General features: G+C 44.5%; 10 protein-coding genes. 3 read left to right on the top strand and 7 right to left on the bottom strand.

Annotated elements, in window-relative coordinates; all coding sequences use genetic code 11:
• The first annotated feature begins 110 nt into the window (after positions 1-110).
• Positions 111-281 (top strand): hypothetical protein, encoded by a 171-nt coding sequence (locus tag L4B77_RS11505; RefSeq protein ID WP_261840502.1) that lies wholly within the window; start codon positions 111-113, stop codon positions 279-281.
• A 52-nt stretch (positions 282-333) separates the two neighbouring features.
• Here the strand turns inward: L4B77_RS11505 and L4B77_RS11500 are convergent, their stop codons facing one another.
• The 5 genes from L4B77_RS11500 to L4B77_RS11480 all read right to left on the bottom strand — a co-directional run bounded on the left by L4B77_RS11500 (position 334) and on the right by L4B77_RS11480 (position 7,459).
• Entirely contained in the window at positions 334-522 is a 189-nt protein-coding gene (locus L4B77_RS11500) for a hypothetical protein (protein WP_429750552.1), read from the bottom strand.
• Between the two features lie 415 nt (positions 523-937).
• The gene (gene putP, locus L4B77_RS11495; RefSeq protein WP_261840727.1) at positions 938-2,428 is read right to left on the bottom strand and encodes a sodium/proline symporter PutP; all 1,491 of its coding nucleotides are present in this window, start codon (positions 2,426-2,428) and stop codon (positions 938-940) included.
• A 153-nt stretch (positions 2,429-2,581) separates the two neighbouring features.
• On the bottom strand, positions 2,582-3,286 hold the full coding sequence (locus L4B77_RS11490) for a 1-pyrroline-5-carboxylate dehydrogenase (RefSeq protein WP_261840500.1): 705 nt from the start codon (positions 3,284-3,286) through the stop codon (positions 2,582-2,584).
• A gap of 11 nt (positions 3,287-3,297) precedes the next feature.
• Positions 3,298-6,453 (bottom strand): bifunctional proline dehydrogenase/L-glutamate gamma-semialdehyde dehydrogenase PutA, encoded by a 3,156-nt coding sequence (putA, locus tag L4B77_RS11485; protein WP_429750550.1) that lies wholly within the window; start codon positions 6,451-6,453, stop codon positions 3,298-3,300.
• Between the two features lie 181 nt (positions 6,454-6,634).
• Positions 6,635-7,459, bottom strand: a complete 825-nt coding sequence (locus L4B77_RS11480; protein ID WP_261840498.1) for a helix-turn-helix domain-containing protein — start codon at positions 7,457-7,459, stop codon at positions 6,635-6,637.
• A 469-nt stretch (positions 7,460-7,928) separates the two neighbouring features.
• Between L4B77_RS11480 and L4B77_RS11475 the strand changes: the two genes are divergently transcribed.
• Entirely contained in the window at positions 7,929-9,032 is a 1,104-nt protein-coding gene (locus L4B77_RS11475; protein ID WP_372041034.1) for a PEGA domain-containing protein, read from the top strand.
• Between the two features lie 164 nt (positions 9,033-9,196).
• The gene (locus L4B77_RS11470) at positions 9,197-11,026 is read left to right on the top strand and encodes an SUMF1/EgtB/PvdO family nonheme iron enzyme (RefSeq protein WP_429750547.1); all 1,830 of its coding nucleotides are present in this window, start codon (positions 9,197-9,199) and stop codon (positions 11,024-11,026) included.
• Positions 11,027-11,165: 139 nt separating this feature from the next.
• Here the strand turns inward: L4B77_RS11470 and pdxH are convergent, their stop codons facing one another.
• Positions 11,166-11,801: a pyridoxamine 5'-phosphate oxidase gene (gene pdxH, locus L4B77_RS11465; RefSeq protein ID WP_429750545.1), complete on the bottom strand. Its 636-nt coding sequence runs from the start codon at positions 11,799-11,801 to the stop codon at positions 11,166-11,168.
• 151 nt (positions 11,802-11,952) lie between these two features.
• A complete protein-coding gene (gene cueO / locus L4B77_RS11460) occupies positions 11,953-13,539 on the bottom strand; it encodes a multicopper oxidase CueO (RefSeq protein ID WP_429750543.1) in 1,587 nt (528 codons plus the stop codon).
• Positions 13,540-14,022 lie beyond the last annotated feature (483 nt).

Here is a 14,022-nt window from a genome sequence, read left to right as displayed (position 1 = left end):
CAATTGTTATAGTCATGACCTTAAGAACAAATAAATTGAGCTAGAAACGAAAGAAAGGATATAGGTCAAAGTGAATAATAGAATGCTCAAAAGGAAAGGATAGCGCGATTATGAAAATGCAGGAACTCTCATACAAACCATACGGTGTTGGCTCATGGACACACGTAACAGTATCAGAAGATGTTGCTCAAGCACTCGCTCATGAGTACTTAACCTATGGATGGGAAGTGAGAATTGATAATATCCCACTTAAGAATGAGCTTATAGGCAAAGCTGTGTAGTGTAGAGCAAAGCAACCTACTATCGAGTAGGTTTGTTGATCTCAGTCAGTAATTACGCATTTGGCATATATGAAGCTAAACCGACTTGAGGAGCAGGCTCTATCGCTTCGCAACGACAGTTACACGTTCGACAAAAATGTTGAGTTTCCATGTCGTAATATAGATTGCCACTAAACAGCTTTGACGTCCATTGCATCATACGGCCCGACGCTGTCTCAGGCTCTAATTCACAACGTTTCATTATAGATTTATGTAGTGTTGTTTTTTTACATCCTTTGCAATAGAGATCTGGCATGCCTTTGTCCTATAGGTCTTTAGTGGTTACTGACAATTAACATATCATGTCCAATTCAGTCCCAAAATTCACGGCTCTAATGATAAAAGTGAGCGCTAAGTTCAAAAAATAGCCATTTTACTTTCTTATTTTTGACATCAAACGTCATTATTATTTCCTACCTACGCTTTTTTCTGCGCTTTGAACTCCTTCAATTTACATTGTAAACCTCAAAACAACTATGCTTGATTCAACAATCTTTTACTAAATCGCTCGCAAATCGACACATTCGATCAAGATAAAAAAAATAGAGCCACCGAAGTGACTCTATTCTTTTTTACTAATGATCTTTACTCATTCATCGGTATTTTTACAATGTAAATCAGTCTAGCTCAACGAGGTTCTTTTCGAACTCAGCATGTTGCTTCTTAACTTTGTCTTCTGGCTCACCCGTAATCAAGCTAACGACAACAATTGAGATAGTGGATAAAATGATCCCAGGTACGATTTCGTACACATCGAACCAACCGCCAGTCAACTGCTTCCAAAGAACAATTGTAACGCCACCAACCACAATACCCGCCAAAGCACCATTACGGTTCATTCGAGACCAGTAAAGACTCAATACAACAGCGGGGCCAAATGCAGCACCAAAACCTGCCCACGCGTAAGATACAAGACCAAGCACTGAACTGTCTGGTGTCATCGCAAGCATAAGAGCAATTAGAGAAATGATAATTACCGCAAAGCGTCCGACACGAACGATCTCTTCAGAGGTCGCATCTTTCTTCAACACTTGCTTGTACAGATCTTCTGCCAGTGCAGAAGAAGAAACAAGAAGTTGTGAATCCGCGGTACTCATGATTGCCGCTAGGATTGCCGCTAGCAGGATACCTGCGATAACTGGGTGGAACATCGCGTTCACAAGCAGCATGAAGATCTTCTCACCATCGTCTAGCTTAGGCGCACCGGAGTTAGTCACGTAAATTAAACCGACAAGACCAACAAGCATTGCACCAACCATAGACAATGCAGACCAAATAACAGCGATACGACGCGCAGCAGTTAAGTCTTTGTTGCTACGTGTAGCTTTAAAACGCGCAAGAATATGGGGTTGACCAAAGTAACCTAGACCCCATGCGACTAGCGAGATAATCGCGATAGCGGACAGAGGCTCGCCTTTCACATTATTCCATAGTGTTAGTAACTCAGGATTGATATTGTGTAGATCGCTAGATAACTGCCCTAAGCCACCGTTCATAGCGGCGATTGGTACAATCAATAGCGCAGCAGACATCAATAAGCCTTGCACTAAATCCGTCCAAGCTACGGCAAGGAACCCACCAAATAAAGTGTAAGAAACCACACACACAGTGCCGATAATGACCGCGGTCGCATAATCTAAACCAAATACCGTTTCAAACAATTTCCCCCCAGCTACCAAGCCTGAACTTGTGTAGAAAAGGAAGAATAAAAGGATAAATAAAGCAGAGATGGTTTGGATCAACTTAGAATTATCATTGAAACGACGAGATAGGAATTCGGGCAGCGTAAGAGATTCAGTTGTAATACTGTAAGTGCGTAGACGCTTAGCGCTGATTAACCAGTTTGCCCATGTACCGACAAGCAGGCCACCAGCAAGCCAAAATGCTTCAAACCCAGAAGCATAAGCGTAACCAGGTAAGCCCAATAACAACCAGCCACTCATGTCTGATGCACCAGCAGAAAGGGCAGCAGGCCATGGGCCTAACGAACGTCCGCCTAGGAAGTAGTCCGTAGAGCTAGATGTCCGTTTGTAAGCAATAACACCGATCGCTAGCATCAGAATTAGATACGCAATGAACGTCGTCGTTATTGCAAAACTGTTTTCTATCATTTGATAGTCCTCATTTTTTAGAAAGCCTTCCATGCCCAATTCAATGAATAGCAAGCCCCTAGAGACAAGTCAGTGCATTGAATTGAGGATTCTGGCTCAAAAAGACCAATGGCCAAAACCAAAGGTCTTTAGAGCCAATATTACTGAAGGTTAGTGAGCTTCACTTCCAAGTTCGAGCAAGGTCGCGTTACCGCCCACGGCAGTGATATTTATAGTTCGCGTACGCTCGGTAATGAAACGCAGCGCTAGATGTGGATCATGAGCAACATTCATTGCCTTCAGATCCGTTTCAGCCACTAAACTGACAATGGCACCGTCACGCTTAGCAAGTTGTAAATTAATCGCTTGAGCCGTTTGTGAATTCCCCACGTAAGCCACACTTCGTACATCGCAAGACAACAACAGTTGAGCAGCGTCATACGAGGCAACCTGTACCAAGTTGGTAGGCAGGCTCGCTTGTTTCGCAGCATCCGCAATTAAGGTATTGAACGGCACGTCATCACTGCACAATTGAACGCTATTACCGGCCAATAGTGCCGTTGTAATCATCGCCATTGCGGTTTGCAGTGCAGGCAACTTCTCTTCGAAATCATCAACAATTACCAAAGCGACGCCACGACCAGCAGCATACAGCTCGTTGGTTTCCCCCGTAGGGCCTGCCATTAGATGATGTTCAGCAAGCAGTGCAAATGCTTGCTCTAGATGGAAAGTCATTACCGCAGCCAAAGGCGCAGATTGACTTTCCATCTCTGATTTAAATGAAAGTACCTGAGCACTCTTATGATCAAAATCGGTAAGATTCCATTGTTCCCACGCCAACAAAGCATCAGAAAAACTTGCCACTTGATGAACCATGATACTGCTCCTTATGCCTTGTCTTGTGATTGAGAAAAATGAACATCGGTAAAGCGATAGAGGTAGTGAGGGCCACCCGCTTTAGGGCCAGTTCCCGACAAGCCTTGACCCCCAAATGGTTGCACACCAACAACGGCGCCCACTTGGTCACGGTTGATGTAGCAATTACCCACACGCACGTGTTTTTCAATCCAACGATAAGTTGTTTCATTACGACTGTGGATACCCATAGTTAGACCAAAACCGGTTTGGTTAATTTGGTCTACAACTTGCGCTAACTCACTCGCCTTGAAGCGGACAATGTGCAGCACAGGGCCAAACTGTTCTTCTTGCAAGCAGCTGATGTCATCGATTTCAAACGCACTTGGTGGAACAAAATCACCATGTTCACAATCCGTACCTAGAGAAAGTTGAGCCACCTTCTTCTGGGTATTGGTCATGTTCTCTATGTGTGCCATTAGCTTCTGCTTCGCATTTGAGTCGATCACAGGGCCCACATCGGTTTTATGAAGATATGGAATACCAACACTCAGCTCATCCATTGCACCATGAATTAGAGAAATCACACGATCAGCGATGTCTTCTTGAATATAAAGTACCCGCAGTGCCGAACAGCGCTGGCCTGCTGAAGCGAATGCAGAACGAACCACATCACGAACGACTTGCTCAGGCAGTGCGGTACTGTCGACGATCATTGCATTCTGACCACCCGTTTCCGCAATAAACGGAACCGGCTGAGCATTGCGACTCGCCAATGACACGTTGATACGTTGTGCTGTTGGTGTCGACCCCGTAAAAGCAACGCCAGCAATTGCATCGTGGCTGGTGAGTGCGCTGCCAATCTCGGCGCCACGCCCCGGCAGTAACTGAATCGTACCAGCAGGGAAACCCGCTTCCTTCATCAGTTCCACTGCGCGAGCTGCAATCAAGCTTGTTTGCTCGGCAGGCTTAGCCACAACCGTGTTACCGGCCACCAAAGCAGCTGTAATTTGGCCAAGAAAGATGGCGAGAGGGAAGTTCCAAGGGCTAATACAAACGAATACGCCCCGACCTTGTCGCGAAGCGATTCGTGTTTGGCCATCAAAACCTTTGAGTTCAAAACCTTGGAGGTTATCCGCTTGTTTTGCGTAGTAACGACAAAAGTCGACCGCTTCACGCACTTCATCAATGCTGTCATGAATTGTCTTACCCGCTTCTTGATGACAAATCGCCACCAGCTCAGCGAGGTTGTCTTCCATCAAATCAGCCAGCTTATCAAGCGCGGCCGCTCTGATTTCAACCGCAGTGGCGTTCCAATCAGCGAATGCGGCGTCTGCACCACTGATCGCCGCGGAAACATGATCAAGGTTAGCGAAAGCCACCAGACCCACATGAATACGACGATCATAAGGTGCGGTCACTTGCTCAACATTCTGATCCGCCTTGATCATGCTTTCAGCAAGAGCTTCACCGTTGATCACAGGCCCGGCAATCCATTGATTGTTCAAGAAGCCTTTTACTTGCTCTTCAAACTGATGCGCTTCGCTTTCGATATCAATGTTGACACCATACGAGTTCTTACGTTCGGGGAACACCGCAGGCGGCAGAGGAATCTTAGTGTTATTCAAGGTATCGAACGCCAGAAGCATATCAACTGGGTGCTGAGTCAGCTCTGCCACTGGGCAACGAGCGTCAACCAAACGGTGTACAAACGAGCTGTTTGCACCGTTTTCTAGCAAGCGACGTACTAGGTATGGCAGTAGGTCTTTATGGCTGCCAACCGGTGCGTAAATACGTACTGACTGCTGATAAGCTTCCATCGCATGGTTGTAAAGCGAATCACCCATACCGTGTAAGCGTTGGAATTCAAAGTCTTTATGGTCAGTCATTACTGCAATAGCGGAAACCGTATGAGCATTGTGGCTGGCGAACTGCGGGAAGATATTGCCACGAACGCTAGGGCTCAATAAGTAACGTGCACAAGCAAGGTAAGCCACATCCGTCGCTTCTTTACGTGTGTAAACGGGGTAATCAGTAAAGCCCGCTTGTTGTGACCATTTGATTTCGCTGTCCCAGTACGCGCCTTTCACCAAGCGAAGCGGGATTAAGTCACCCTGCTCTTTCGCCAAGCGGTTTAGCCAAACCAGAACCGGAAGAGCACGCTTTGAGTAAGCTTGAATAACCAGACCAAATTTTCCCCAACCTTTTACCAGATCAGTGCGGTACAGTTTTTCGAATAGTTTAAGAGATAGCTCTAGGCGATCCGCTTCTTCCGCATCAATCGTAATGGCAACGTCGAGCTCGACTGCGCGGCGCAATAGCTGTTCTAGCGTATCGCAAAGTTCCGTCAATACACGGTCTTCGTTCGCCACTTCATAACGTGGATGAAGCGCAGACAACTTGATAGATACCGATGGCGCAGGGCTCGATTTTGAAGAGACATTCGATTGTGGAGAAACATAGGTATCTCGACCTACGGCTTCAATCGCCATTAGGTAATCTTTGAAGTATTTATTGGCGTCTGCTGTGGTCAGTGCCGCTTCACCTAACATATCGTATGAATAGGTAAAACCTTTGTCACGCATAGACTTACCGTTCTTTTGTGCTTCAGCAATACTGCGGCCAAGAACGAATTGGTGCCCCATCACCTTCATCGCTTGGTGCATCGCTTTACGAATAACAGGCTCAGAAAGCTTGTTTACTAAGCGGTTGACCGCTTGACCCGCACTCTGCTCGTTAGATGAAAGACCAACCACCTTGCCGGTTAGCATTAGCCCCCAAGTAGAAGCGTTAACAAACACGGAGTCAGAATTCTTTAGATGAGATTTCCAATCAGCAACACTGAGTTTGTCACGAATCAGCGCATCCGCCGTTGCTGAATCAGGAATACGCATCAAGGCTTCCGCCAGACACATCAGCAAGATGCCCTCTTGAGTGTCTAAGCTGTATTCAAGTAACAGTGCATCGATCATCTGGATAGACGTTTTATCTGCACGAATAGCTTCAATCAATGAGGTCGTTTTTTTCGTGATTTGTTGCTTTTCTGACTCAGAAGGGGTTGCTAGTGGTAAGAGTTGCTCTAGCCATTGGGTTTCATCCACCATATATAATGGTGAGATAAGCGACCAGAGATCATCAAGCGATTGCTCGTTGAATTCTGGTTTTAACACATCAGTAGCTGTAAACATGCGCTTTCCTTAATCTCACACCCGAAAATAGTCCGGGCTCTCTACAATGGCAGCAGTGTATTTTGAGCGCATAAGGATTACTTGTCAAAAACTCCGAGTTTTTTGCCAAAAACTCGCTTTTTTAACAAAATAAACACAGGGTCACATATAAATCTTTAAATTTACATGCTAATTTATTTCACTATTTAACAGAAATTTTCTTTTTATATTGAGATGGTGACATGCCTTGAAGACGTGAAAAGGTGTGAGTGAAGGAGGATTGACCGGAGAATCCGGCCAGTTCTGCAACTTGACCGAGGCTGAGGTGACCTTGCTCAATCAGACGTCGAGATCGATCAATGCGCTTACCCAACACATACTGATGCGGGGTAATGCCCATTTGTTCTTTAAATAACATATGGAACTGACTTTCACCTAAGAACACACTGCCTGCAAGCTGAGCAACAGAAATCTTATTGGCGAGATGCTGTTCGATGTAGCGATCTAAAGCTTCAAGATCAAAACGCGAGTCTTTAACCGGTGTTTCGAATGCCGATATATGCCTTTGCATTAACGCGATCACGGTATCGTTACACGCTCGGCTCAAAAGTAAATCATCGGGGTTCGCTTGCATCTCTTGCACTAACATGTGGATAAGCTTTTGAATTTGTAGATCTAATTGGAAATAGACACTCGATGATTCCAACTGGTTAATCTTCTCTAACATTAGCGGATCGTCGCCACTTGGCATGGGCATATTGAGCACTAGAATATCCGATTGACCAACCACTCCACCGAAAGCATGATCAGAGCTTGCCGTCACCACACAACCTTGACCAGGGCCAACTAAATTCCCTTTACCACTGACTTCAAATTCTGCCTGACCTTTTAAACCGATAACCACCTGTGCGTATTGATGTTCGTGACAATCCATATGCGAGGGCAAGGTTATGATCTCGGCAGGGCGAGGACCAGTAAGGCCTAGCGAAGACAAATCTAAGTTTGCAAAGGGTAAAGGTTTTGACATGACAATAGCGTGCTCGGGGAGATATGCTGAGAATAATACTCTGAAATCTACATAAGATGAATTTGTAAATAATCATGAACATCATTTCCTCAGCACGGAATCAAAATTGTTGCCGTGATCATTATGATCATGCCTCCGGAAAGATGATCATGAGTGTACAAACTACGGCTGTTGTAAAACCAATATTTCCTTAAAGCTTCACTTCCCAATAGCAATAACACAGACAGCAAAAATAAGGGAAGTCATCACGATACAAGCACAACCATATTTTCTTTTTCAGCTCAAATAATTAGGCCTCAGCCTGAAAAAGTGTATCCAAAGTATCGAAACTGGGCTTTCGAGTAGATTGGTTATCAATAAAACGGTATAAAGATTGATACTGTGTCATGGCCAATAACTAGTGACTCAAAACTAGGAAGTCGACACTTTATTAACGAGCCAATTTCAATCTAATCAGTTGCAGGGACATATGACCAACTTTCGAATTTCAGCGCTTTTGCTTGCGCTATCCCCACTTTGGGTATCTGCATCGTTATCAGCTGAAGAACTGAATCAAGTCGATCCCGTTTCAGCTATCGATGCAAAGCTAACAGAGAAAAACTCAGATATTGAGCGTATTGCAGCGACCCAAATATCGGCGGCCGAACACCTCAAGCAGCAACAAAATCAAAAAAGTAAGTTGCAACGCGAAGGTGATGAACTTAAGGCTAAACGTAACAGAGCCAAGTCTGTACTCGACAAACAGTACAGTCGCTTACTGGAAGATCCAGAAACAGATTTAGTCTCTTTCCAGAAAAGCTATCAAGATGCTTGGGCTGCGGTTAAAGAAAACCAATCCGCTCAGTTAGACAACCAACAAGCGATCAACGAGAGCGAAATCCACCTTTCTCAACTCAAGCAAAAGCAAGCTCGACTGAATAATGAGCAGGCCAACTTAAGAGAGTCGAAAGTTGAAGCTCGCGTTAAACGTATTGCCACAGAACTGCGTGAAAGTGCGGTTCTTGAAACCAGTTACACCACCACATGTGCTGCAACAATGACACTCGGTGAGTGCGCAGCTCAAGGTAAACACCTGACCAATCAAAAAGCCGTGCAAACGTTCAAGAGCCAATTACTTGATCAGCTCACAGAAAGCACATTGGCTAAGCAAAACTTACAAGGTGTACAACTGAACATCCATGTTCAAGATAGCCAAGCAATCAAAAGTGGCTTCTCAGGGAACAACGCTTACTCCGTACAAATGCAAGCTCAGCTTCAAGCTAAACCTGAAGCGGTCGCCGCATGTAAACTATTAAATGTTTCAACGCGCTACTGTTTAACAGGTAGTGATGCAGCGGTAGTTAAGAAAAATGATAAACAGTGGGCTAACGTGACAGTTCGATCTGATCAATACAATGATTCAGTGACAATTAACGGCATTAAATATGGGAGTACACCTCTTGAAGTTGCGCTCCCAAATGGCCGTCATCACGTAACCATCTCAAAACAGGGTTACGAGTCTTACAACCGTACCGTCACCATCAGCGGCAGTGACACGATCTGGGTTAAGCTTCTTCCTAGCAAAAACAGTTAAAACCTGGATGAATAAGCACGGCAACCTTATATAGCTGAGCCTATTTCACAACACTGAATGAACCGTCACCATTTTGTTAATCGTTATAGAAAGTAGCTGCAAACGAAATGGTGCGTTCTTTTAGAATATTCAATTAACCTAAATTACGATTAAAGTAGCCCATCATGCGCCAAGGTTTTCCTACTCTACTATTTGCACTTGCTCCCTGCTTAATGACGTCAGCTGTTTTTGCAGAAGCGACACAGGTCGCTATCACATCATCGGTCACCGACATTGACAGCTCACTTTTCGAAAAGCATGCCGACTTAACCGCTGTTGAGAAGAAACTGGCTGACAAACAAAATGAAGTCGATAGCCAAGCAAAGCAAACCGCACGTCTAGTCAAGCTATTGGCTCAAGCAGAACGAGCACTCGCTAAGGCGAAAGCCAGCCTAGAGCAAGATTACACACGCATGATTGATGAACCCGATTTCGATATCTCGCCAGCTCAAAACCACTTCCAAGACGCTTGGAAGAGAGTTAAAGAAGGCAAGCTTACGATTTCAAACTCAGAGCAGAAGCAGCAAAGCTTAGTGATGGAACTTGAGGCTATTCAGGCCGAGAAAGCAGCGACAGAAACTTCAATCGACAATTTGAATCAAAACAAGCTAAGAGCCAGAGCCGAGCGACTAAGAAACGAGATCACTCAAAAAGAAACACACACCGTCAGCTTTACTAATCGTTGCAGCAACGACATGACACTGGCGCAATGTTCAGACCAAACGGTGACCTTAGCCCTTCAAAAAGCGGTAAAAAAATTCCAACACAACCTTATAGATAAAGCGACTGAATCCAAAATAGTCAAAGCACACCTCGCGTCTGCTTCGCTGAACATTCACGTCCTTCAACATAAGGTGGAATCCTCTGGTTTCTCTGAAGATAACCGTTACCGAGTGGTGATTGCTGCCAATCTAGAAACACGTCCAAATAAGAACACAGCCTGTCGTCTGCTTGATATTCAATCCTCAAACTGTTTCACACAAAGTGAACAACAAGCCAACAATCAACAAAAAGAAGTCGCTTGGGTTACCTTGGTCATACGTTCAAACCAATACAATGACACGGTTTCTATCAACGGTGTGAAATATGGCAGTACACCCGTTGAAGTGATGCTACCAATAGGTCAACACATGATCACGATCGAGAAAGAAGGCTACCTTTCTTTCCATCAAGAATTGAAAATCGCTCGTGATTACAATCTAAGAGCGGTATTGCAAGCCAAGCAAAACTCATTGAATGTCGGCACCAAGTTCGCCGATCCGATAAAAGCCAATACTCAGAGTCCTGAAATGATTGTGGTCGGGTCGGGTCGGTATTTGTTAGGTGAAAACAACGCTCAACAAATTACGATTAAGAAGCCTTTCGCTCTCGCAGCCACACTGACCCGCGTTCAAGACTTTAGAGCATTTGTCGAAAACACAGGCTATCAAACAGACGCAGAGCTGATGAAGACTTGCGATACCTTCATCAATGACGAAATCACGACCGTTTCAGACAATAACTGGCAAAGCCCTGGCTTTAAGCAAGTCGATAACGCACCCGTGGTGTGTGTTAGCCAAAACGATGCTAAGGCTTACACCCGTTGGTTATCTAAAAGCACCGGCTTCAGCTACCGTTTACCGACACCACAAGAGTGGGAAGCCGCCGCGAGAGCGGGGCAAGGGACCAACTTCTGGTGGGGCAATGAATTCCGTTCAGGCAAGGCGAATACCGGTTGGGCAGGCACGCCGTGGTCAAACGTCAGCACATCTCCAGTTAAGTCATTTTCACCAACACCAACAGGCTTCTACGACATGGTCGGTAATGTGTGGGAATGGACAAACCTTCAACAAGGTTTAGCAAAAGGGGGCGCTTGGAGCTTCTCGCCAGAAAAATCAAAAGTGTTTAGTGAACTCCATGTGCCAACGACAACCGCTGCGAATTACTTGGGGTTCAGAGTACTGCGAGAGTTGTAATCTCTCAATGGCAGGTTCAAAACATAATAATATAACGCTAGTTCCCCGTGATTCTAAACAGCGAAGAGCAGATAAAAAAATACCGTTATTTGATGGGTTTAATCATCAAATCAACGGTACTTTTATTCAATCAAGTAGACTATGGCGCTAGGCGATCGACATCCCAATGGTTGTCTTGACGAGAAAAAAGGAAACGGTCGTGCAAACGATGTTCACCCCCTTGCCAAAATTCAATGCTATCCACACGCACTCGGAAGCCTCCCCAAAAAGAAGGCACCGGAATTTCTCCTTTTGCGAATTTCTGCTTAAGCTCTAAATACTTACCTTCCAAAACTCCACGAGCAGAAATTCGGCTACTTTGTTTACTGGCGATAGCGGCCAATTGACTCTCTTTCGGGCGAGACGAAAAATATTTTATATTTTCCAACGCTGTCAACTTTTCAGCCGTGCCGTTTATATGCACTTGTCGCTCGAGGGGATGCCAAGGGAAATGCAAACTGATTTTGCTATTGTGCTCAAGATGATGCGCTTTACGGCTGCCTAAGTTTGTGAAAAAAACGAAGCCATTTTTATCAACATTCTTAAGTAAAACAATTCGTTGGAAAGGTTGACCATGTTCGTCAACGGTCGCGACTGTCATCGCCGTAGGGTCCGTTAGCTTAGCTTTAATAGCTTGCTCTAACCAAAGATTAAATTGGTCAATTGGGTCTTCGGCCAAGTCTTTACGTCTCAATCCACCCTGAGCGTATTCACGACGAATATCTGTCAGTTCCATTTGATTGCTCCTTTCAATTTTTTTTTGATTCTGCGCTGTAATCCTTTGAAAAACAAGTCTAGAGCTAAGTTTTGTTCCTTAGAAGGCGCTCAGTGCTAACAAGACATCTGTACGCTAAGCGCCATATTTCTGAGCCATCCATTTATCGTTATCAGGTCACTGTAAACTGAATCATCATTCCAGTATCTTCATGTTCTAATATATGACAGTGTGCCATATAAGGTAAGTTGCGTTGCGCTTCATGCTCAAACCTAACAAGAACTTCAGTAATGCCTTGCGGAAATACTGGTACTGTATCTTTCCAACCCATGAGATGCGGGGATGGCTGTTCACCGTTGATTGAAAGAACTTGGAATCGACAACCATGAATATGGAAAGGGTGGAGCATCATATCTTTTCCCTGACTAATAACCCAATGTTCCAACTCTCCTCGCTTCACTTCCTCATCGATAACATTCATGTCAAAAGGTTTGCCATTTATGCCATTGATCACCTTCAAATCTTCAGGTGACAACATTGGACGACTCTTGTCTTTCAAATCGTCCATTGGCATCTTACTGCCAGCCATAACCATTCGCTGAGTCATAGCCGATTTTTTCTTTCTTAAAAGCATCATTGCTTGATGATCTAACCCTTCCCCCATCTCTAAAACAAAATCTCTTTTTGTTTTCACATCTTCGATTTTATGACGTTTTATCGTTGTAAGTTGTTCCGGCAATGTCCCTTTACTCACCGTTTGATTTGAACGGATGGTTAACAAAGGAACAATCTCATCAAAAGGCGGAGCCATCATACCCATTTGGTGAAGAGGGTGTGTGACCAGATCACACTGTGTGTTTTCATCCACTTTGATTAAAATCTCAAATCGTTCTCCCGCGGAGACATGAATCGACTTCATCGGTACTGGCTTTTCAAGAAACCCAGAGTCAGAGGCAACCACATAGAACTCTCTATGGTCGGAGAAAGACAATAAATAACTTCTTGCATTCGAACCATTTAGAGCGCGAAAACGAACCCAACCTTGGGGCACATCCACAACCGGGTTAAGGGCACCATTGACAAGCATGGTGTCACCCGCAAAGCCGGTTGCAACGTTAATGATATCCAACAACTCATAGTCAAATTGTCCCTGTTTGTTGAATTTACGATCTTGGATTATGACGGGGATATCATTGATCCCCCAATCTGAGGGTAAATTAAGCGCGTCGCTTTCTTCGTCTTCAATAATAATAAGACCAGCAATGCCTCTTATGACTAGCTCGGCTGTCCGTGGGTACTGATGAGGGTGAAACCAACAAGTCGCTGCGGGCTGCGTAATCGGTAATTCAACCTTCCAAGCCTCCCCGGCTTTTACCATCTGATGAGGCCCCCCATCTTTACTTCCTGGTATTTCAAGCCCGTGCCAATGAAGTGTGATGGTTTCATCGAGATCATTATTGACCTGTATATTTGCTGTTTTTCCTTTACGCACCTTTAAGGCTGGGCCAAGAAAGTCGGCATTAATACCACAAGTTTTGGTTGAGATACCTTTATAAAACTCAGACATTCCATTGATGATGTTCAATTGTGTCAGCTCATTCTGGGTGGTATCAATCAGTGGTGGTATCGGAAGCGGCTGAAGATTATTCGGCGCTTTCGCAACGGGATCTAATATCGAACCAAATGAATAAGTACTGGGAAATGCAGAAAGAGCAATACCAGTTAATGTTGAGTTTTTTATAAACGAGCGACGATCCATAACAAATCCTTAATACAACATAGGGCGAGTGAGTATGTACACCAAATCAACCAAGAGTGAGAGCACTCACTGTTAGCATTTGAAACATTGAATAAACCTAATGTACTGACAGAATGGGAACAAAAAGAGAAAGCTCACTAGGAATTACCCAACGACGACATTTACACGCATTATTGATTCAACCGCCATCGCTTTATGTTATAAGGCTAAACCTTACCGTAAGGGAAAGGTCAACCCTCTATCGGATAATGTTTCCTCTCAGCTTAGATAGGCTAAGCAATCATTTCGCAGGTTGGCACACTCAAAACCGATCCGACTTAATGAAAACTCATGCAAATCAAATGCAACGGGTATCATCCTAACAACCAGCAAAGTTCCGACTACAATTACAGAGACCCTGCATCGATTTCACGTACGCTCTTTCCATAAAAAACAGAGGCATAGACTCTTTGTTCAAACATGGGTTAATGAAGAAAGCACTGC

It is taken from the genome of Vibrio minamisatsumaniensis, from assembly GCF_050337445.1.
GTDB classification, from domain to species: domain Bacteria; phylum Pseudomonadota; class Gammaproteobacteria; order Enterobacterales; family Vibrionaceae; genus Vibrio; species Vibrio artabrorum.
Note: the sequence above shows the minus strand (reverse complement) of the source record. Positions and strands in the feature narration are given on the sequence as shown.

Bases quoted from the DNA above. Each gene is read 5' to 3' on its own strand.
- L4B77_RS11505 (WP_261840502.1), top strand. From the start codon at position 111: ATGAAAATGCAGGAACTCTCATACAAACCATACGGTGTTGGCTCATGG.
- L4B77_RS11500 (WP_429750552.1), bottom strand. From the start codon at position 522: ATGAAACGTTGTGAATTAGAGCCTGAGACAGCGTCGGGCCGTATGATG.
- L4B77_RS11490 (WP_261840500.1), bottom strand. From the start codon at position 3,286: ATGGTTCATCAAGTGGCAAGTTTTTCTGATGCTTTGTTGGCGTGGGAA.
- putA (WP_429750550.1), bottom strand. From the start codon at position 6,453: ATGTTTACAGCTACTGATGTGTTAAAACCAGAATTCAACGAGCAATCG.
- L4B77_RS11480 (WP_261840498.1), bottom strand. From the start codon at position 7,459: ATGTCAAAACCTTTACCCTTTGCAAACTTAGATTTGTCTTCGCTAGGC.
- L4B77_RS11475 (WP_372041034.1), top strand. From the start codon at position 7,929: ATGACCAACTTTCGAATTTCAGCGCTTTTGCTTGCGCTATCCCCACTT.
- L4B77_RS11470 (WP_429750547.1), top strand. From the start codon at position 9,197: ATGCGCCAAGGTTTTCCTACTCTACTATTTGCACTTGCTCCCTGCTTA.
- pdxH (WP_429750545.1), bottom strand. From the start codon at position 11,801: ATGGAACTGACAGATATTCGTCGTGAATACGCTCAGGGTGGATTGAGA.
- cueO (WP_429750543.1), bottom strand. From the start codon at position 13,539: ATGGATCGTCGCTCGTTTATAAAAAACTCAACATTAACTGGTATTGCT.